This window comes from Flavobacterium gelatinilyticum (assembly GCF_027111295.1).
In the GTDB taxonomy this organism is placed as follows: Bacteria; Bacteroidota; Bacteroidia; order Flavobacteriales; family Flavobacteriaceae; genus Flavobacterium; species Flavobacterium gelatinilyticum.
In genome coordinates, this window is sequence record NZ_CP114287.1 from 831,934 (window position 1) to 851,073 (window position 19,140).

18 protein-coding genes and 1 pseudogene are annotated in these 19,140 nt (G+C 35.3%); 8 read left to right on the forward strand and 11 right to left on the reverse strand.

Annotation, left to right across the window (positions count from 1 at the left end; genetic code table 11):
• Positions 1-2: 2 nt before the first annotated feature.
• Positions 3-1,622: a DHA2 family efflux MFS transporter permease subunit gene (locus OZP11_RS03520; protein WP_281233843.1), complete on the forward strand. Its 1,620-nt coding sequence runs from the start codon at positions 3-5 to the stop codon at positions 1,620-1,622.
• A gap of 40 nt (positions 1,623-1,662) precedes the next feature.
• Complete coding sequence (locus OZP11_RS03525) at positions 1,663-2,997, forward strand: TolC family protein (protein ID WP_281233844.1); 1,335 nt, start codon at positions 1,663-1,665, stop codon at positions 2,995-2,997.
• Positions 2,998-3,609: 612 nt separating this feature from the next.
• Here the strand turns inward: OZP11_RS03525 and OZP11_RS03530 are convergent.
• The 4 genes from OZP11_RS03530 to OZP11_RS03545 form a co-directional block, all read right to left on the reverse strand.
• Positions 3,610-4,062: an Lrp/AsnC family transcriptional regulator gene (locus OZP11_RS03530; RefSeq protein WP_083694586.1), complete on the reverse strand. Its 453-nt coding sequence runs from the start codon at positions 4,060-4,062 to the stop codon at positions 3,610-3,612.
• A gap of 245 nt (positions 4,063-4,307) precedes the next feature.
• Positions 4,308-5,306 carry a bile acid:sodium symporter family protein gene (locus OZP11_RS03535; protein WP_281233845.1) on the reverse strand — a complete coding sequence of 333 codons (999 nt, stop codon included), beginning with the start codon at positions 5,304-5,306 and terminating at the stop codon, positions 4,308-4,310.
• A gap of 125 nt (positions 5,307-5,431) precedes the next feature.
• Positions 5,432-6,463: a methionine synthase gene (locus tag OZP11_RS03540; RefSeq protein WP_281233846.1), complete on the reverse strand. Its 1,032-nt coding sequence runs from the start codon at positions 6,461-6,463 to the stop codon at positions 5,432-5,434.
• A 30-nt stretch (positions 6,464-6,493) separates the two neighbouring features.
• Positions 6,494-7,546 carry a DUF1852 domain-containing protein gene (locus OZP11_RS03545; protein WP_281233847.1) on the reverse strand — a complete coding sequence of 351 codons (1,053 nt, stop codon included), beginning with the start codon at positions 7,544-7,546 and terminating at the stop codon, positions 6,494-6,496.
• 267 nt (positions 7,547-7,813) lie between these two features.
• Between OZP11_RS03545 and OZP11_RS03550 the strand changes: the two genes are divergently transcribed.
• The 3 genes from OZP11_RS03550 to OZP11_RS03560 all read left to right on the forward strand — a co-directional run bounded on the left by OZP11_RS03550 (position 7,814) and on the right by OZP11_RS03560 (position 11,591).
• A complete protein-coding gene (locus OZP11_RS03550) occupies positions 7,814-8,443 on the forward strand; it encodes a nitroreductase family protein (protein WP_281233848.1) in 630 nt (209 codons plus the stop codon).
• A 436-nt stretch (positions 8,444-8,879) separates the two neighbouring features.
• Positions 8,880-9,755, forward strand: coding sequence for a DUF4421 family protein (locus OZP11_RS03555; protein ID WP_281235498.1), 876 nt, complete (start codon positions 8,880-8,882; stop codon positions 9,753-9,755).
• Positions 9,756-9,980: 225 nt separating this feature from the next.
• The gene (locus tag OZP11_RS03560; protein ID WP_281233849.1) at positions 9,981-11,591 is read left to right on the forward strand and encodes a serine hydrolase; all 1,611 of its coding nucleotides are present in this window, start codon (positions 9,981-9,983) and stop codon (positions 11,589-11,591) included.
• A 235-nt stretch (positions 11,592-11,826) separates the two neighbouring features.
• On the opposite strand, the gene OZP11_RS03565 is transcribed toward OZP11_RS03560, so the two are convergent.
• From OZP11_RS03565 to OZP11_RS03590, 6 genes and pseudogenes are all read right to left on the reverse strand, one after another.
• Complete coding sequence (locus OZP11_RS03565) at positions 11,827-12,243, reverse strand: putative quinol monooxygenase (RefSeq protein ID WP_281233850.1); 417 nt, start codon at positions 12,241-12,243, stop codon at positions 11,827-11,829.
• 7 nt (positions 12,244-12,250) lie between these two features.
• On the reverse strand, positions 12,251-12,919 hold the full coding sequence (locus OZP11_RS03570) for a carboxymuconolactone decarboxylase family protein (RefSeq protein ID WP_281233851.1): 669 nt from the start codon (positions 12,917-12,919) through the stop codon (positions 12,251-12,253).
• 72 nt (positions 12,920-12,991) lie between these two features.
• The gene (locus tag OZP11_RS03575) at positions 12,992-13,486 is read right to left on the reverse strand and encodes a (R)-mandelonitrile lyase (RefSeq protein WP_281233852.1); all 495 of its coding nucleotides are present in this window, start codon (positions 13,484-13,486) and stop codon (positions 12,992-12,994) included.
• A gap of 8 nt (positions 13,487-13,494) precedes the next feature.
• Positions 13,495-13,842 (reverse strand): cyclophilin-like fold protein, encoded by a 348-nt coding sequence (locus OZP11_RS03580; protein ID WP_281233853.1) that lies wholly within the window; start codon positions 13,840-13,842, stop codon positions 13,495-13,497.
• 104 nt (positions 13,843-13,946) lie between these two features.
• Positions 13,947-14,702 (reverse strand): annotated as a pseudogene (locus tag OZP11_RS03585) (SDR family NAD(P)-dependent oxidoreductase).
• 11 nt (positions 14,703-14,713) lie between these two features.
• Complete coding sequence (locus OZP11_RS03590; protein ID WP_281233854.1) at positions 14,714-15,907, reverse strand: NAD(P)-dependent alcohol dehydrogenase; 1,194 nt, start codon at positions 15,905-15,907, stop codon at positions 14,714-14,716.
• 216 nt (positions 15,908-16,123) lie between these two features.
• Here OZP11_RS03590 and OZP11_RS24880 point away from each other — a divergent pair, with 216 nt between their 5' ends.
• Together OZP11_RS24880 and OZP11_RS03595 are read left to right on the forward strand one after the other, a co-directional pair.
• Positions 16,124-16,270, forward strand: a complete 147-nt coding sequence (locus OZP11_RS24880) for a hypothetical protein (RefSeq protein ID WP_349293773.1) — start codon at positions 16,124-16,126, stop codon at positions 16,268-16,270.
• Complete coding sequence (locus tag OZP11_RS03595; protein ID WP_349293774.1) at positions 16,236-17,012, forward strand: helix-turn-helix domain-containing protein; 777 nt, start codon at positions 16,236-16,238, stop codon at positions 17,010-17,012. The genes OZP11_RS24880 and OZP11_RS03595 overlap by 35 nt, the downstream gene beginning before the upstream one ends.
• A 173-nt stretch (positions 17,013-17,185) precedes the next feature.
• Here OZP11_RS03595 and OZP11_RS03600 read toward each other — a convergent pair whose 3' ends face one another.
• Entirely contained in the window at positions 17,186-17,566 is a 381-nt protein-coding gene (locus OZP11_RS03600; protein ID WP_281233855.1) for a hypothetical protein, read from the reverse strand.
• Positions 17,567-17,623: 57 nt separating this feature from the next.
• Between OZP11_RS03600 and OZP11_RS03605 the strand changes: the two genes are divergently transcribed.
• Positions 17,624-19,129, forward strand: coding sequence for a S41 family peptidase (locus OZP11_RS03605; RefSeq protein WP_281233856.1), 1,506 nt, complete (start codon positions 17,624-17,626; stop codon positions 19,127-19,129).
• Positions 19,130-19,140 lie beyond the last annotated feature (11 nt).

Sequence of the window (19,140 nt, forward strand, 5' to 3'; positions counted from 1 at the left end):
AAATGGAAAATAATTTTTCTGAAAAGGATGAAGCAAACACAGCTGAATCCGAAAAAAAAACGGAAACAGTTGTATATCCTCAAGGCCTCGAGAAATGGTTACTAGTCATTACCGCTATTTCATGCGCAGTACTGGAACTTATTGATACAACTATTGTAAATGTCGCCTTGAGAGAAATCAGCGGTAATATTGGTGCTACGACAACAGAGATTGCATGGGTCATTACGTCTTACGGAATTGCTAATGTTATTATTATTCCTCTATCAAGCATGCTCTCCAACCTCTTTGGGAGAAAGATCTACTTCAGCAGTTCTGTTATCATATTTACATTCGCCTCATTGATGTGCGGTTTATCCGACAGCTTATGGGTACTGGTTTTCTGGCGTTTTATCCAAGGCATTGGTGGTGGTGGCCTTCTGTCAACCGCGCAATCAATTATTTTAGGTGCATTTCCCCCCAAAGAAGCCGCAACAGGTCAGGCCATTTTCGGACTGGGAGTCATACTCGGCCCTACATTTGGCCCTGTCTTAGGTGGTTTTATAACTGATAACTTTTCGTGGCACTGGATATTCTTTGTAAACGTGCCTATTGGTGTAATCGCCGCCTTACTCGCTATGAGATACGTAACAAATCTTCCCGGTGTGGAAAAATTAAAGAAAATCGATTGGTGGGGAATTGTATTTCTAGTCGTCGGCATTGGATCTCTGCAGTTCATTTTAGAAGAAGGTTCGTCAAAAGACTGGTTTGAAAGTTCAGAAATTGTATTTTTCTTTATCACAGCCGTTCTAGGTATTATCGCTTTTATTGTCCGTGAGCTTTCTATAGATTATCCAGCAGTGAATCTTCGTCTGTATAAAAGTTTCAATCTTGCGATGGGTAATGTCTTGAATTTTGTTATTGGGATGGTAATCAATGGTTCTGTATTTATTTTCCCTCTTTTTACACAAGTTGCGTTAGGATGGACGGCTACAAAGCAGGGAGCTTTTATGATACCCGGAGCTATTGCAACTTCCATAGGCATGATCATTGTCAGCCGATTTCTAAACAAAGGATCTAACCCAAAAACCATAATGCTCATAGGTCTTTTAATGAATTCCACTTTTCTTTTTATGCTTTCATTTTCAGGACCGGAATCAAATGAAAGTCATTTCTTCTGGCCATTTATAATCAGAGGATTTGGAACTGCCTTAATGATGATGCCTATACTAGGATTAGCAGTTGCTGGATTGCAGGGAAAGGATTTGGCCCAGGCAACTGGACTATCAAATATGCTCCGACAAATGGGTGGTGCTGTTGGAATTGCTATCATTAACATTTACCTGAACCGTTCGACAGCCGATATTCACGGAAACATGATTGGAAATGTTTCAGATTATAGCGAAGCAGCCAACGAACGGCTTGCATCTTTTACGCAAATGTTTTCTCAGGCAGGCTATTCCAGCGATCAGGCCTCACAAGCGGCTTACAGCATGCTGGACGGAATTGTCACCAAGCAGCAGATGCTGGTAAGCTACAATCAAGGCTTTGGCATGTTAGGAGGAGCCGTTTTATTCTGTATTCCTTTCATACTGCTGATCAGATATAATAAGAAAGAAAAAATGAGGGTAGTAAATGACCACTAAGAAATTTTTCCTTATTTCCCTAATAAACAAAGAATTAACAATGATAAAAAAAGTTTCACTAGTTCTATTGATCCTGAGTTCAATTTCAGGATATTCACAAGAAAAAAACGAGAGCACTATAGAAATAAATCTACAGCAGGCTGTAGAATTAGGTTTGAAGAACCGATATGATATACAATCCCATAAATACAATGTCGATCTAAACCAGAATGAAATTTCTAAATCCAAAAAAGAATGGCTTCCAGAAATTTCATCTACTGGAAGCGTAATCTATAATACTCAGATCCAGCAGGCTTATGTCCCTGCGGGCTTTTCTCCTAACGGACAGCCGGCCCTCTTCCCGTTCTCGCCTGATAACCACACCTCTTTCAGCCTAGAGCTGAATCAGCCGATTTTCAAACCGGGCATAGGAACTGATGTAAAAATCTCCAAAAATAAATTAGAACTGTCCAAAGAAAAAAACAGGGCTGATGAGGACATCATTAAAGAGCAAATTACGCTGGCCTATTATAATGTTACCCTTAAAGAGCTACAGCAGAAAATTGCTATCAATGAAGAGATGCGCTACAAGCAGTATGCTGATTTGAATGATGGGAAATTTAAAGCCGGCACATTAATCGAAACTGACAATATGAAAGCCAAACTGGATTATGAAAATGCAAAAGTGGAAACACAGAAAGCAAAACAAAACTACGGACTGGCTTTGGCAAAATTGAAATATGAGATAAACGTTTCTGACAATACTGCCATTACACTTTCAGAATCTTTGGATTCAGCAAGTTATGGCAAACTAAATGAAACAATGCTGTCTGCTTCGGATACCAACAAACGTACGGAGATAAAACAGCTTATTATCAAAAAGGAAGGCCTTAAGCTTGAACTGGATAGGACAAGACAGGCTGCTATTCCTACAGTTTCACTCGTTGCCAACTTTACGGAACATTTTCAATACTCTAATTTTGATTACAGTTTAGGCCAATGGTGGACTCCCTACAGCTATGTCGGAATGCAGTTTAAAATTCCCATCAGTTCCAACATAAAAAATCAGAATGAAATCCATGAGAGAAAAATGCAGATTGCTCAAAATGAACTGGATTTAAAGCAGAAAACGGCTGATGTGAGCTATGAAATACTAAAATCTCAAACGGAAGTTTTTAATGCACAGCAGAATATGCAGATGACGAAAAACAACTACGAGCTGTCTGAGAAAATCTTCAATTACCAAAAACAACAGTTTGAACTCGGCTCCCGCCTTTACAGCGATATTCTGGAAACAGAAAGAACACTACGACAATCGGAACAGAACTACATACAGTCTGTATATGATTATTTATCGGCAAATGTTAGTCATCAAAAGGCCATTGGTGCATTTTAGACTTAACCAGCAATATCATCGCTAAATTTTTATATGAATATTGTCCACAATTCTATCTAAATTTCGCTCTTATAATACATGGTCTTAATATTTGAAATCTCCTTCCAAATTGTATCTCATAAATTTGATATTATATGGAATTAAAGAAATTTAAAATTTAACCCCAACGATACATACAAACTGCTCTTGAATAAAAATTTAAAATAATTATCTTACAAATTCACTTGAAAATAAGCTAATTTCTTTAAATCATTCATAAAATGGTTTGTAAATTGTTCAGTAAGGTCACAAAAAGAGATAACTAATTGATAGTTATCTCTTTTTTATGCACAAATCTGTAAATTTTTCAAGCCTTGACGACCTTATATTTGTGGTTCGCTTTTTTTCACAGGAAATACTTAGTCAATTTGAAATAAAAAGGCTAAAAGTGGTGTTGCTAGAAATTTAATCGAAGCTGAACGATGGTTCGAAATCCCGCTAAGGATATAGTTTTTTTCTCTTTTGACTTATCGCAGTTTTTGATGTTAAATATAAAATAATTCCAAAATGGACTTAATACCTTTTCTTTCACAAAAGCTAAGGTGAATTTCAAATAAATAAGCTATCGCGGAACTATCCATACATATTTTTTATCTCCGACATAACAAAGGTACTTTGGGTACTCCCTATACTTTCAACTGATCCCAATTTATTAAACACAAAATCCTGATAATGCTTCATGTCTTTGGCAGAAACTTTCATTAAAAAATCGTAATCACCTGAGATATTATAACATTCTACAACTTCTTCTATTTTCATAATATCACTAACAAATTGATTTCCAATATTACGATCGTGTTGTTTAAGTTTGATATTACAGAAAACAATAAATCCCCTGTTTAATTTTTCTGCATCAAGGAGTGCTATATACTTCTTAATATATCCACTGTTTTCTAATCTTTTAATTCGCTCAAAAACAGGCGATGCCGAAAGATTAACCATCTTAGCAAGCTCTTTTACTGTATACTTAGAATTATCATGCAGTATATTTAGTAACTGAAGATCAATATCATCTATCTGCTCCATATTTTTTTTTACTTTGTATTTTATTTTAATTTATTTCTAAATTAGAATAAAATTCTTCAAATACAATTAAAAACAATATAAAAATCTTATTCTAAACAAATTAAAGATATATCTACCTGCAAAACTTATTTTTACAACATAAAAAAACCTAAAGACAATGTTTTATAGAATGACGCAGAGTAAATTACATCTATGCAACTTTAATAAAGTTTCAAGAAAACTTCCATTATCAGTCAAATTGACTATTAAAACTGTACTTCTTTTCGTCGAGCCATACCCTGGGCTATGATACTTGCAGCAATCAATTGCAAGGCATGATAAAGCATGAGCGGCAGCAATACGATGCCTGTGATAGTACTGTACTGAAAAAGTACTTTTGACATAACGGTGCCGTGTACCAATGACTTTTTAGACCCGCAGAATAAGACAGTAATACGGTCTTCATCTGAAAAACCAAGCAGGCGGCTGAGTAGTCCCACACAAAAGAATACGGCAAAAAACAACGCCATCATCCCCGCAGCTAGTCCAGCAAGTTCAAGACCGGTGAAGCCTTCGAAAAGATGTTCAGAAAATGACTTGCAAAACGATGTGTAAATAATCGTTAGAATAACTGCCTGATCGAAATATTTGAGCTGTTTCTTGTATTTTTCGGCAATAGCGCCGAAACGGGGATTGAGGCTTATGCCAATGATGACAGGCAGCAAGACTTGCAAAATCAACTTTAAGCCGATTTGGGTGACATCAAAATCACCTGTCGCAGAAGCAATGAACAACCCAACCCAAAGCGGCGTAACCACTACGCCAATCAAACTGGAAATACTCGCATTGAAAATAGCTGCTGGAATGTTTCCCTTGGCGATGGAAACCATGACAACGGAAGAGGATACTGTAGACGGTAAAGCTGCCAGGAAAAATACACCCAGCCAAAGCAGTTCGAAGCCGTTATTGACAAACAACGGACGAAATGCCAGAACAATAAGCGGGAAAAATAAAAAGGTTGTCAACTGGACAACAATGTGCATTTTCCAGTTGGAAAGTCCAGCTTTTAGTTTCTCAACACTTAGCCGCATGCCATAAAACAAGAAAATCAAGGAAACACCGGCATTAGCAATCTCCTCCAACGAAACAGGTTCTTTGACCAAGCCTGGCTTTGGTAAAAAATAAGCCATCAGAATCATGGCGGCTATCATTAACAGGAAACCGTCGAAACCTGCTTTTTTTAATAATTCTAATAATTTCTTCAAAGTGTTTTAAATATTATCCTCCCGTAGAGTCAAGATTACAAAATCTGTCCGCAGAGTCGCTCTGTTAAATTCTACGGACAGCAGGCTTCAAACAAAGAAACCACATTCAAATTAATACATTGAGACTAAATCCCAAGTTCTTTACGTATAATTTCTGCTCCTGCGCTTAAAGCACTTAATTTGCCTCTAGCTACGTTTCGAGATAGCGGTGCCATACCGCAGTTTGTCGAAGGATAAAGATTTTCGGCATCTACAAACTCAAGAGCTTTACGCAGGGTATCAGCGACTTCTTCTGGTGTTTCGATAGTGTTCGTTGCCACATCGATAGCACCAACCATCACTTTTTTACCGCGAACAAGTTCCATTAAATTTAAAGGCACATTGGAGTTGTGACATTCTAAAGACACCACATCAATTTTAGACTTTTGAATTTTCGGAAAAATTTCTTCGTATTGCCGCCACTCTGAACCTAATGTCTTTTTCCAATCAGTATTTGCCTGTATTCCATAACCATAGCAAATATGAACCGCAGTTTGACAATGTAAACCTTCAATGGCTCTTTCTAATGCTGCCATTCCCCAATCGTTTACTTCATCAAAGAACACATTAAATGCAGGTTCATCAAACTGGATAATATCTACTCCTGCGTCCTGAAGTTCTCTTGCTTCTTCATTGAGTGCTTTTGCAAATTCCCACGCCAGCTTTTCCCGGCTTTTATAATGGTCGTCGTACAAGGTATCTACCATTGTCAGCGGACCTGGCAATGCCCATTTTATAGGTTTATTAGTCTGTTTACGTAAAAATTTAGCATCTTCAGCAAAAACTGCTTTTTGACGTGCAACCTCACCTACCACCACTGGAACACTCGCGTCGTAACGGTTACGGATTTTTACTGTTTTACGATTTTCAAAATCTACACCGCTTAAATGCTCGATAAAAGTCGTCACAAAATGCTGGCGAGTCTGCTCGCCGTCACAAATGATATCTAGATCTGCCAATTGTTGTTCCTGCAAAGAAATGCGCAATGCATCTTGTTTTCCTTCAAGCAGCTGATCACCCTCTAATTTCCATGGTGACCAAAGTTTTTCGGGTGGTGCAAGCCAGGCAGGTTTGGGTAAACTTCCAACAATAGAGGTGGGTAATAATAATTTCTTCATAATAGTATAATTTTAATGCGTTGTAATCAGTTAAAGAATAAAATTAGCAGACCATTGTTCCAAAAGACTTTTGTAAGGTTTAATGAAATGCTCTTCTGCGTATTTACCCTGTTCAACAGCCATTCGGCTGCGCTCTTCTCGGTCATAAACCACGCGGGTCAGTGAATAATCTTCGTGTTTAAGACTAGGTTGATAGATTTTCCCAGCAACTGAATTTGCATTGTAAATTTCAGGGCGATAAATTTTCTGGAAAGTCTCCATTGTGCTGATTGAGCTGATTAGTCCAAGATCAGTATAATCTGCAAGTAGATCTCCGGAATGATAAAAAGCCATCGGTGCAACACTGTTCGGAGGCATGAAAAAACGAACTTTTAAGCCCATTTTAGAGAAATATTCATCAGTGATGGAATACTGATCCTGCTGGTACTCAAAACCCAGAACGGGGTGCTGATACTCAGTTCGAGTATAAGTTTTGCTGCCCGATACACTTAGACAAATGACTGGCGGCATCTTAAAGTGCTCTTTATAAGCAGCTGAACTCACAAAGCACTTATAAAGTTTTCCGTGCAAATCACCAAAATTTTCAGGAATACAAAAATCAGATTTATTTTTATTGTGCTCGATCAATAAAATACTGAAATCATAATCACGTACGTAAGAAGAAAAATTATTCCCAGCAATACCTTCGATGTGCTGGCTGGTTTTACGATCAAAAATATTCGTTTTTAAAACTTCAATCAACGGCAGATTGTTAATACCATTCTTATCATCAATACGCATCGTTACTGTGATGATTTCAAGTTCTACAAGGTAACGATCCGCTTTTGGATTATCCGAATAAGCCAATGCATTGAATCGATTGTTAATCATATTTAAGGCATTACGTAAGTTTTGTTGGCGATTAGCTCCTCTAGCCAGGTTTGCAAAATTGGTTGTCAGACGCGTTTGACTTGAGGGGTGATAGTTTTCATCTAAACAAGTGCTTTTTAGTGTGAATTCAAAATCATTCTGGATTGTATTCTGGATGTTTTCAATATCCTGCTTTTCGTCTATTCCCCTATCTTCTTGTGTGTTCGCTTTCATCTGATGATACTATTTAGTTTTTTTACCCTGCAAATTTTAAAATAAAAGATTAAATATTTTTACAAACACTTAAAATCAGATAATTATTCTTTTTATAGGCATTTATAAAGATTAATAATCTTCAAACAAATACAATAATGAAGAAAAACAGATAATTATTCTGTAGTGAACTAAGCTGAGTGATTTGGGATTTCCTGGAGCACTCCAAAAACTCGAAAAAGAAAACAATAAAATTTATATTTGCCAAAATTTAAGACAGACATAGCAATGAATTTGATAGAAAATTTAAAGTGGCGCTACGCCGCAAAAGCTTACAATAACATTAAAGTAACAGAAGAAAAGGTCGATCAGATCTTAGAGGCTATAAATCTTTCAGCATCTTCTTGTGGTCTGCAATCTTATCGTGTTTTTGTTGTAAGTAATCCAGAAATCCAAAAGAAATTAGGTGCCGATTCGTACAATGGACAGATTAGCTCTTGCTCTCATTTGTTGGTTTTTGCTGCATTCACTGACATGACTTCGAGTTACATTGACGATTACATAGCAATGACAGAAAAACAAAGAGGTCTTGATGCTGGTGCCTTATCAGGATTTAGAAATGGACTTCATTCCTATTTCAGCGCTATTAACGCAGAACAAAAAGCTCTTTGGGCAGCCAAACAGGCTTATATTGCACTGGGAACTGCACTTATTGCTGCTGCAGAATTGAGAGTGGACGCCACTCCTATCGAAGGATTTAATGCTGCCACTATCGATGAGGTTTTAGGTTTGAAAGAAAAAGGGCTGCATTCTACTGTTATCCTCGCTCTAGGATATCGGGATTCGGAAAAAGACTATATGGCAGCTGCCAAAAAAGTTCGTTTACCTATAGATGAAATGATAACTAAAGTTTACTAATATTTTTAGATATGTAAATTATTATGGTAAAAGTACAGGTTCAACCTTGCAGACTTGATGCTTTTTCTTCCACAAAAAGCTCTGCAAATTATACAGTTGTTATCCTGCATAAGTTTTGTGACAAAATTACGGTGCATTGTATTATGGAAAATTTAAAAGTTATTACATTTTAATAAATTTAAAAATGCATATATTTTAACAATTAAACTCGGCAGAACCAAATTTTTATTTTATATAATAGAATTTTATTTTAGCACAATGGATCAATATTTAAAACACATACTATGAAAGGTGAAAAAAGAGTTCTTTCAATTTTAGTTTGTGCTTCTTTTTCGCACTGTTTACTGATGGTATCGCAGATTAATGTAACAACTAATTTTATGAAATTTTGAATCTAAAAAAAATAACACTATGTCTATTATTCATATTTTCAGGATTGGTTGCAAAGGCACAAATTGACTCTTCATATATAAAAACATATCCTCAAAGGATACGAATTATGGGATATATTTCCTCTAGCTTTATTCAGATTACCGACGATAATGAAAATAATTACATCCCTAATAATCGGTTAACGGCAGGGTTGGGTTTTGCTATAAAAAACACCATTTTCAGTTTTCAGCCAGGATACGGCTTTTTTCCATTAAAAGACAATAAAGAATATGGAAAGTCCAAAACTATGGATTTTCAGATACACAACTACGGACGAAAAATGATTCTTGATTTATTTTTACAAAATTATAAAGGATTTTACACGGAAAATAATTCCGGAGAAGTTAGAAATATTTTTCCGGACATGTCTGTTTTACATATTGGTGCAGAAGCAACTTATCTATTTAATAACAAAAAATTTTCAAGCAAAGCCGCATTTGATCTTAACGAAATACAGCTGCAATCGGCAGGGAGCTGGCTTTTAGGAGGAGGAGCTTATTTCTATAATTTGAAAGGAATCGAAAACGGCACTTCTAACTCTACCAGTGAATTTGAAAACTTACAATTGGGTATTAATGGTGGATATGCTTATTCGTGGAGGGTTGATGAACATTGGCTGCTTTCGGGAATGGTGAAAGGTGGTGCTAATTTTGGAAATACCCCCAAAGCAGTCAGTAAAGGAAAAATGGAAGTTTATCCAACAGCATTCGGACGCCTTGCCGGGAATTACCAAAAAAACAACTGGGGTCTTTCCATGATTGTTATAATTGGAAACAAATCTGTTTATCCTATTCAAATTGATAAATTGACCCTAACAACAATAAGCATGCAATTGTCTTTTGTAAAACATCTTGACAATCTTTATAAACGAAAGAAATGAAAAGAGAATACTTAAAACAAAATCCTAAAAATAGTATGTAATTTGTTCTTTCCCTATCTATTTAATAAATAAAGCAGGATATTATTGAATGTGTTAGACTTAGCTTGTGTTCTCAATTTTGCTTGAAAATTCAGTTAGGAATTTTCATTTGTAATCTTTTATTATAAATTTACACAACTGTCAAAAGAGCAAACCTTTTAGAATTCAATCAAAAATCAAAAAACCATGAAATCAATTCAATCAATCACTTTTATTTTATTATTTATAACACAATTGTTTTTTGCACAAAGTAAGAAAGAAAAATTAGAAGAACTTTTTGAATTTTACAATCAGCAAAATGTGTTTAACGGTTCTGTTTTTATTTCTGAAAAAGGAGAAACTTTACTAGATAGAGGTTATGGGTTTTCAAATGTAGATTTAAAAAAGGAAAATAACGCTAACAGCATTTTTCAAATATATTCTATTACAAAAACTTTTACAGCAACGGTAATTTTAAAATTAGTAGAAGAAAAAAAACTTTCATTACAGGATAAACTTTCAAAGTTCTATCCGGATTATCCTGATGCAAGTACTATTTCAATTGAAAGTTTGCTAACCCATACCTCTGGAATTTATGAATATACCAGAGGCAATGATATGAAAGACCAAACAGAAAAATCATTTGTTGAATTTCAAAAAACTAAACCTTTGGATTTTCCTGCTGGAACTGATTGGAGTTATTCTAACTCAGGATATTATTTTCTAGGCTATGTAATTCAAAAAGTTACTGGAATGAGTTACGAAAAAGCAGTCGAAAAATACATATTTAAACCATTGAAAATGAAGCAAAGTGGTTTTGCTTTTAAAAATCTAAAAAGTGAAAATAAAACCACTGGTTACGAGATTTTTTCTGAAAAAGAACAAAAACCATCTATTGTTTATGATCCACCTATGCCTTTTGCAGCTGGTGGAATATACTCAACTGTTGAAGATTTAAACAAATATTATAATGGCTTAAAAAATTACAAAATTATCTCCAAAGAAAGTTTAGAAAAAGCATATACACCTTTCAAAAACAATTATGGATATGGTTGGATTACAATGCCAATGTTTAAAAAAATGACCGTTGGCCATAGTGGTTATGGAGCTGGTTTTTGCAGCAATTTTGTTCAAATTCCCGAAGATAACATCTGCATTATACTGCTCACAAATACAGAAAGAGGTTTAAACTCTGCCACTTATGCTATTATGAAAACTTTGTATAATTTGTATAATGACGATTATAAAATTCCAGTTGTAGCCAACGTAAGCTCAGAAACTTTAAAGCAATATGAGGGAGCATATCAAGTAGAAGACAATTTTATAGTTTACCTTACAATTGAAAACAATAAACTAAAATTGAAAAGTGGAAACGGCCCAACAACTATTCTATATCCTGTAAAAGAAAATTTATTCTTCGCCGAAGAATTAATGGGTGATGTAGTTTTTGAAAGGAACAAGACTTCAGAAATAGAGTCATTAAGTTTTCATCCAGGAAATCAACTAAAAAAAGCAAAAAAAATATTTCCTTCTTGGGGAATTGTAGGAACTGCCACAGACAAAGGCTGGGAAGGTCCTGATGCAAAACTTGTTGAAACTGAAACAAAAGGAATCTGGACAATTAAAAATATGACTTTAAAAACAGGAGAGTTTAAATTTCGTTTTAATGACGATTGGACTTTAAATTTTGGAAAAGATATGAGTGACGGAATAATGCCACAAGGAAATAATATAGAAATTTTATCAGGCGTTTATGATATTACTTTAGACATAACTGATTACGAGAAACCAAAATACAAAATTTTCAAGAAAAGTTAAAAAAAAGCCTGCGACATATTTACAACATGTAAGCCAATTTCTTCAAATCATCCAAAAAAATCTTGAAATGTGTGCCGTCGACTAAAAGAGACAACTAATTGATGGTTGTCTCTTTTTTTACACACAAACACGTAGATTTTTCAAACCTTTACAGCCTGACATTTACGATTCATTTTTTGTTAACCAAAAATTAAGCATCTTAAAACCGAGCAAATAACTAAGATACTTTCTCTCCTTAATTATATTTTTTAAACATCTCTGGCATTGTCTCTGGATCGAGAGGATTCATATCCACAAGTTTTAATGACTTGACCATTTTTAGTGTAGAAGTTTTGTAAACCAGAAAGTGAGGTGTTTTCAAATGTGACTGATACGATTCTTTATCAGCATAAATCTCTAAAATTCTTACCTGATTTGGATCTTCCTTTTGAAACATCGGGAAAATTGCAATCACTCCAGGTTCTAACCGAACAGATGCTTCTGCTTCTTCTTTAAGAATTGCTTTGTATTGTTCCAGATATTCCGGCACTATTTCAATTTCAGACATTCGAACCATTTGATCTTTTTTTTGTGCAGAAACGATATGGCTGTTTAACAATGAAAAAAATATAAGAAGAAATAATCCAGATGGAGTTATAAATGACTTTTTCATAAGCTAATTATTTGTTTTGTTTTACCGCTATCACTTTTGTCAAAACTTCTTTAGCTGTATCGGCCTGTTGTTTTCCAATATGTTTTTCGATTAAATCGAGAGCTTGCAATAATTGCGTTTCAGTAATTCCAGTGTTCATGCCCATCCCCATATGAGCCTGCAATTGAGGTGCCACGCCAGACATTGAAGCGAGAGCTGCTATAGTTGTCAATTCCCTCTGCTCAAAAGTCAGTACATCACGATTAAAGATATCGGCAAACAAGTGTTCCTTTAAAAAAGTATCAATTGCCGGTGCGAATGCATTTGCGCCCTTCAATTGCTTTTCTTCAATGCCTGTAAGCTGTTGCAGATTTTGTTTTCCCGATTGATACTTGTCTAATGTATTATCAATTTTAGAAGCTTCTCTACCTTCTTTATCCTGAATACCTTTTGTTTTTCTTTCTTCAACGACAGCCATAAAGGCAGTAATGCCATTTAAACTTCTCGGAAAACCGCAGTATGCATAAAGCTGAACCAATATCTCTTTGATTTCATTTGTGGTAAGACCAGTATCAAGTCCGTTCTTAAATTCAACTTTTAAATGATCAATATCGCCAACTGCAGTTAGTGCTGAAATTGTTACGATACTTTGTTCCTGAGTATTTAAGGATTTATTTATAGGATTTTGTGCGCTCATTGAATTTGCAATTAACATGAAAACAAAAAATAGTATCAGCAGAAATTTTCTTTTGTTTGTCATGATTTACTATTACTTATTTACATTTTTATAATCCTCTTCCGAAACTGCTTCAAGCCAGACCACATTCGTATCGCCCGAATAATTCGTAATCGCAATGTGAACCAATTTACTTTTCGCCGATGCACCGTGCCAGTGCTCTACATTTTCTGGAATGTTTACAATATCACCCTTTTTAAGGTTTTGTGCTGGTTTTCCTTTTTCCTGATAAAAACCTTCCCCTTCTGTCACAATTAATACCTGCCCTTTCGGATGTGTGTGCCAATTGGTTCTTGCTCCTTCCTCAAATGTTACGCTTCCCATTGCAAACTCGTTGTTTTTATCTTTTGCCAATAAAGGCGTTAGGAAAGCATTTCCTGTAAACCAGTCATTTGATAATTTATCTCCTTTTGGAAAAATCGAATTGTTGTTCTGCTCTGTCATCTCTTTTCTGTTTTTATTAATACTGCATCCCGATGATAGTAAAACACCGCTTATAATCAGGCATGCGAAAATTGTTTTTTTCATAGTTGATTCTATTCCAATTCTATTTTTACTATTACAGCATCTTTCGTATTAAAAGCTTCCATGCCGCTTGTAATCTTACCTAAAGAAATCAAACCCGTTGCATAAGTGAAATTTTTATAAAACAATGCAAGGTTGCCCCAAGGTGCATAGTAAGTAAGATCCCCAACAGATGCGGCATAGCCGTTTGGCGCGCTTTGGATTGTAAGCCTTTTACTTAAATCACTTACTTTTTCTGTATTATTGTAATCTCTCAAAGTCAATGTTAAAGGCAATAAAGCAACAAAGTCCTGACTCGTGGGATTGTCATGCAAAACTGCTTCCGCCAGTTTATCTCCTACCTTTATTCTTAATTTCATTACTTAATTGATTGAAATAAAATTCGCTTTCATGGGACAAATTCTATTGATTAAATTTAATAAATATTTGACATGCAATAAAATGAACAATCAATAGTTTCAAATTACTGTACTGTATAACCTCCATCAACAGAAATAGCCTGTCCGATTACATAAGTAGATGCGCTGCTGCAAAGCCAAAGCACTACATCGGCAATTTCTTCGGCCTTTCCCAGACGTTTAATAGGAAGCTGCTGTACTAATATTTCCATTTCATCAGCTTGATTAACCAGCATATCGTCTACCATTGGCGTAATGATAATTCCTGGACAAACTGCGTTAATTCTGATATTCTAAGGCGCATACTCCAAAGCAGCACTTTTTGTCATCCCTAAAATACCATGTTTAGAGGCATGATAAGCTGCACGTCCCGGAACCCCAACCAATCCTCCTAGTGAAGAATTGTTTACAATAGCTCCACTTCCCTGCTTGCGCATCTGCTGCAATTCGTATTTCATAAAATTCCACACTCCTTTTAGATTTACATTCAGTGTACGGTCGTATATTTCATTGCTTACATCGGCAAGTTCTTGAGGCGGTGCCTGTATTCCTGCGTTGTTAAATGCAAAATCAATGCTTCCAAACTGTTTTACTATTTTTTCAATTGTGCTTTTAACCTGTTCTTCGTCTGCAACATCACAGATGAATGCTTCAGCTTTATATCCTGCGGCTTTAAGTTCTTCTGCTTGTGCACTGGCATCTAATATATCCACCAAAGCTACATATGCTCCTGCTTCCGCAAATGCTTTAGTTGCAGCAAGTCCCATACCCATTGAAGCGCCTGTTACTACTGCCACTCTATCTTTAAAATCTTCTTTCATTTCTTTTATTCTTAAAAAGTTGAAGCATCAATTACATAACGATAACGTGCTTTTTTATTTACTACTTTGTCCCAAGCTTCATTAATTTCGTCTGCCTTGATAATCTCAATCTGTGGATAAATTTTATTAAGTGCACAATAGTCCATTACTTCCTGAGTTTCTGGTATGCCTCCAATAAGAGAACCGTTGAAATTAACGCGGTTGAATATCATATTGAAATTATTGATCGTTAGTTCGCCATTTATAGGCTGACCGACCTGAGTGAAAAATCCGTTTGGTTTAACGCACGAAATGTAATTTGACATCTCATAAGCGTAAGGCACTGTCGAAATCATATAATCCAATTTCCCGAAATGCGGTTTAAGCTGATTCTGTTTTTCATCAACAATAATGACTTCTTTAGCTCCAAATGATTTGATATCGTTCACCTTATCTGCTGAAGTTGTGAAGGCATATACATCAGCACCTTTTGCTGCTGCTATTTTCACAGCAAGGTGTCCAAGTCCTCCAATTCCGATAACACCTACTTTATCCCCTTTTTTAATTCCTGTTTTCATCATAGGCGAATACGTTGTGATACCTGCACACAATAATGGTGCTGCATAATGCAAGTCTATATTTTGGGGAATTTTTATGGCAAAATGTTCCGTAACTACAATATTGTTTGAATATCCCCCTTGCGTAATGCCGCTTGGCGATGCAGCATCTGGCGCACCGTAAGTTCCTACCATACCAGTAGTTTCACAATGATGCTCTTCTCCGTTTTTACAGCTTGTACATTCCATGCAGCTGTTTACCATACACCCTACACCAGCCTTATCGCCTACTTTAAACTTGGTTACTTTATTACCCACCGCAGCAACCACACCTGCGATTTCATGACCTGGCACCTGCGGATATTTTTGCGGACCCCAGTGATCCCTAATTGTATGAATATCCGAATGGCATATGCCTGAGAATTTGATATCTATAAGAATGTCATGATCACCTATCGCTCTGCGTTCGAATTCCCAAGATTTAAGAGGTGATTCTTTATCTGTTCCTGCATACCCTTTTGATTTTATCAATTTGTCCATAGTTACATTTTTAATTTCGTTATTTTTAATATTGCTTTCGCTGGCAAACAGACCTGAAACATCTGCAAGTGCTAAACCAGTTCCAGCCAGTGCTGCCTGCTGCAGAAACTTTCTTCTTGATTCTTCCATATCGTTTTTAACTTTTTATATTTCTGTTATGCATATCTATCTTTTTCTAAAGAAGACCGCTGTAATTCAATGTTCATTTTACTTTTACAAAATTCAGCATAAGCGGAAAGATGGCATTTATATATTCTACTGTTATACCTACCACTTTTACTGATTCTGCATTTAAGGCATACAAAAGGGCATTACATTCAATACCTTTGTGTAAAAATTACTATTATGAGTTCTGTAGAAAGATTTGATACAGTAAAGCAGTATAATGATTCAGTGGGTGCTGATACACTGCATCCGCTTGTAACTGTGGTAGATTTCGAGAACATTCCGCCGTTATATGGGGGTTTATGCCGTATTTTTAAAAGAGGTTAAGTGCGGTGATATAAGATACGGCTGCCAGCCTTACGATTACGAAGACGGAACATTAGTTTTTATTGCTCCGGGACAGGTTTATGGTATAGATACTAAAGGAGAAAAGATTACTCCAAAAGGGAAAGCACTGGTTTTTCATCCTGATCTAATTGCAGGAACTAATCTTGGAAAAACAATAAAAGAGTATTCCTTCTTTTCTTATCAGGTCAATGAAGCGCTGCATCTTTCTAAAAAAGAAAGCACCGTTATTAGTGACTGTTTTGATAAAATTGCAACTGAAATTGAATTAAACATTGATAAACACAGTAAGAGTTTAATAGTATCGAATATTGAACTTTTTCTTAAATACTTCATGCGTTTTTATGACCGTCAGTTTATTACCCGAACAAATGTTAACAACGATATTTTAACCCGATTTGAAAATCAGCTGAATGAATATTTCTTATCAGACAAACCTTCTTTAATCGGTCTGCCATCTGTGGGATATTTTGCCGATCAGTTAAACTTGTCTGCTAATTACTTTGGTGATTTGATTAAGAAGGAAACAGGCAGCACTGCATTAGATTATATACAGTCAAAATTAATTGAACTTGCCAAAGAAAAGATATTAGAGCAGAATAAGACCATCACAGAAGTGTCTGATGAACTTGGCTTTAAATACCAGCAGCATTTTACAAGACTGTTCAAACAGAAAGTAGGAATGGCACCTGTCGAGTTTAAAAGCTTAAATAAATTGAATTAGAAAAAAATTACTGTTCGATTTCAAAAAATGAAATCTCATTTAAGAACGGTTTAATATTTAAAAATTATATGAATTTCCCGCTCTTAATTTTTCAAATATAATTGTTGCTCGATTGCAGCAAATAATCGGTTTATTTCCGTTTGGTTTGAACCCGAAAATCAATTTTTTGGAGCCTAGTCTGTGATCAATTTGAATTTTACAGGTTGAAAAAAGATATTTGAATTTTTCTCAAAATAAATTCCATTTTCTTTTTTATCTAGTTTTACTTTGTAATTATGAATTAAGGCAGTTTGCGCAATAACATTTACTTGGTAAGTATCTCCAGTTTTATTTGCCATAGACATATCCTGAATAATACCATTAATCACAACCGATTTAGGAACAACAGCAGTGTCATCTAGTTTAAAACTAACTATATATCCTCTTTCACTATTACTGCTGTAACTTTTATACGTTTGATTATTAATATCCAAAAGTTGTCTGGAGCAGGAAAAAAGAAAAAAAAGTCCAAAAGAAAATAATAAAAAGACGGCTTTAGGAATACTATTTTTCATACTTTTAGCGTTTTTGCACCCAACAAATTTAACTTAAATTAAACGATTGAAAAAATAATGAAATTAAAATATATTGTTAAAACATTACTTGTAGGATTGGTTTTTACAGCTTGCAGCAAAGATTCTGATTCTGACACTAAAGAGACCGCAGCTACCACCACGCCCGACGAGATTAACAACTTTGTTTGGAAAGCTATGAATTCCTGGTATTACTGGCAATCTAACGTCGCCGATTTGTCTGACAGCAAAATCACTTCTACCGCTGCATATAACAGTTTTATCAATGGGAAAACTCCCGATGCGCTTTTTTATTCACTTCTATACCAAAGAGGAACTGTTGATAGATTCTCCTGGATTGAAAACAGTAATGAGATAGTGCAGGTTTCAAAAATTGCTGAAGTTGAAAAAAAAGGCGGTTTTAGTTATGCAATTTATCCTAAAGATGCATCCAATACCAATATGGTAGCCTTAATTAACTACATTGTACCCGGCTCACCAGCAGCTTTGGCGGGATTGAAAAGAGGAGACGTTATTACAAAAATAAATGGAAGCCAGCTTACTTCAAGTAATTATGGCCAATTAGAAGACATACAAATCACCGTTACTCTGGCAGCAAGCGTGCAATTTACAAGCAGTAATATGGTAACCACAGACAAAGCAGGAACTGTAACTGTAACAAAAACTGCTATTGATGAAAACCCGGTTGCTTATTACGAAAAGAAAGTATATGGAGCAAAGAACGTAGGCTATCTGGTGTTTAATGGTTTCAAGTCAGATTATAATGACGAGCTCAATGCCGCTTTCGCTAAAATGAAATCAGATGGAATTAACGAATTGGTTTTAGATTTAAGATACAACGGAGGAGGTTCATTAGAAACTGCAGTTGCTCTGGCACAAATGATTAACGGAAGTTTTACCAACAAACCATATATTTACTTAGACTTCAATAATAAACACAATAATGTAGACGGCTATGAAAATCTTTCTGAAAAAGTAAACATTTTTAACCTTGTTGATAACGAGCCGACTTTTCAGAGAGAAGAAAATATAAACAGTCTTACTTTGACAAATATATATGTGCTGGTAAGCTTTCAAACCGCTTCTGCCAGCGAGCTCACCATACAATGTCTTAAAAAATACATTAACGTAATCACAATAGGCGAAGAAACGGTTGGCAAATTTGTAGGTTCCAACACGCTCTACGATTCTCCTGACTATAATTATATCTCCTACGCCAATCGAAGCACTAAACACAAATGGCAATTGCAGCCCATTACATTTTCATACTATAACAAAGACAAAGACCCAAATCCAGCGAAAATTATACCTGATTACGAAATTAACCCATATAGCACTTTCTTAAATCTGGTTGAATTTGGAAACGTAAAAGATCCTTATTTGAATAAAGCTCTCGAATTAATTACAGGCCAAACAATGCGAACTGCAGCAAAAAACGCCGATGCTTCTCTTTTATTAAAAATTGACAATCTTGCTGCATTAAACCCTACAAATACTGCAAAAGGTTTATATATAGAGAATTTTAAAAGATTGAATAAAGAATAAATAACAGCGAA

Coding starts and splice junctions, on each gene's coding strand:
- OZP11_RS03520 (WP_281233843.1), top strand. CDS start 3: ATGGAAAATAATTTTTCTGAAAAGGATGAAGCAAACACAGCTGAATCC.
- OZP11_RS03525 (WP_281233844.1), top strand. CDS start 1,663: ATGATAAAAAAAGTTTCACTAGTTCTATTGATCCTGAGTTCAATTTCA.
- OZP11_RS03530 (WP_083694586.1), bottom strand. CDS start 4,062: ATGGAGCAGATAGATGATATTGATCTTCAGTTACTAAATATACTGCAT.
- OZP11_RS03540 (WP_281233846.1), bottom strand. CDS start 6,463: ATGAAGAAATTATTATTACCCACCTCTATTGTTGGAAGTTTACCCAAA.
- OZP11_RS03545 (WP_281233847.1), bottom strand. CDS start 7,546: ATGAAAGCGAACACACAAGAAGATAGGGGAATAGACGAAAAGCAGGAT.
- OZP11_RS03550 (WP_281233848.1), top strand. CDS start 7,814: ATGAATTTGATAGAAAATTTAAAGTGGCGCTACGCCGCAAAAGCTTAC.
- OZP11_RS03560 (WP_281233849.1), top strand. CDS start 9,981: ATGAAATCAATTCAATCAATCACTTTTATTTTATTATTTATAACACAA.
- OZP11_RS03565 (WP_281233850.1), bottom strand. CDS start 12,243: ATGAAAAAGTCATTTATAACTCCATCTGGATTATTTCTTCTTATATTT.
- OZP11_RS03570 (WP_281233851.1), bottom strand. CDS start 12,919: ATGAGCGCACAAAATCCTATAAATAAATCCTTAAATACTCAGGAACAA.
- OZP11_RS03575 (WP_281233852.1), bottom strand. CDS start 13,486: ATGAAAAAAACAATTTTCGCATGCCTGATTATAAGCGGTGTTTTACTA.
- OZP11_RS03580 (WP_281233853.1), bottom strand. CDS start 13,842: ATGAAATTAAGAATAAAGGTAGGAGATAAACTGGCGGAAGCAGTTTTG.
- OZP11_RS03590 (WP_281233854.1), bottom strand. CDS start 15,907: ATGGAAGAATCAAGAAGAAAGTTTCTGCAGCAGGCAGCACTGGCTGGA.
- OZP11_RS24880 (WP_349293773.1), top strand. CDS start 16,124: ATGAGTTCTGTAGAAAGATTTGATACAGTAAAGCAGTATAATGATTCA.
- OZP11_RS03595 (WP_349293774.1), top strand. CDS start 16,236: ATGGGGGTTTATGCCGTATTTTTAAAAGAGGTTAAGTGCGGTGATATA.
- OZP11_RS03600 (WP_281233855.1), bottom strand. CDS start 17,566: ATGAAAAATAGTATTCCTAAAGCCGTCTTTTTATTATTTTCTTTTGGA.
- OZP11_RS03605 (WP_281233856.1), top strand. CDS start 17,624: ATGAAATTAAAATATATTGTTAAAACATTACTTGTAGGATTGGTTTTT.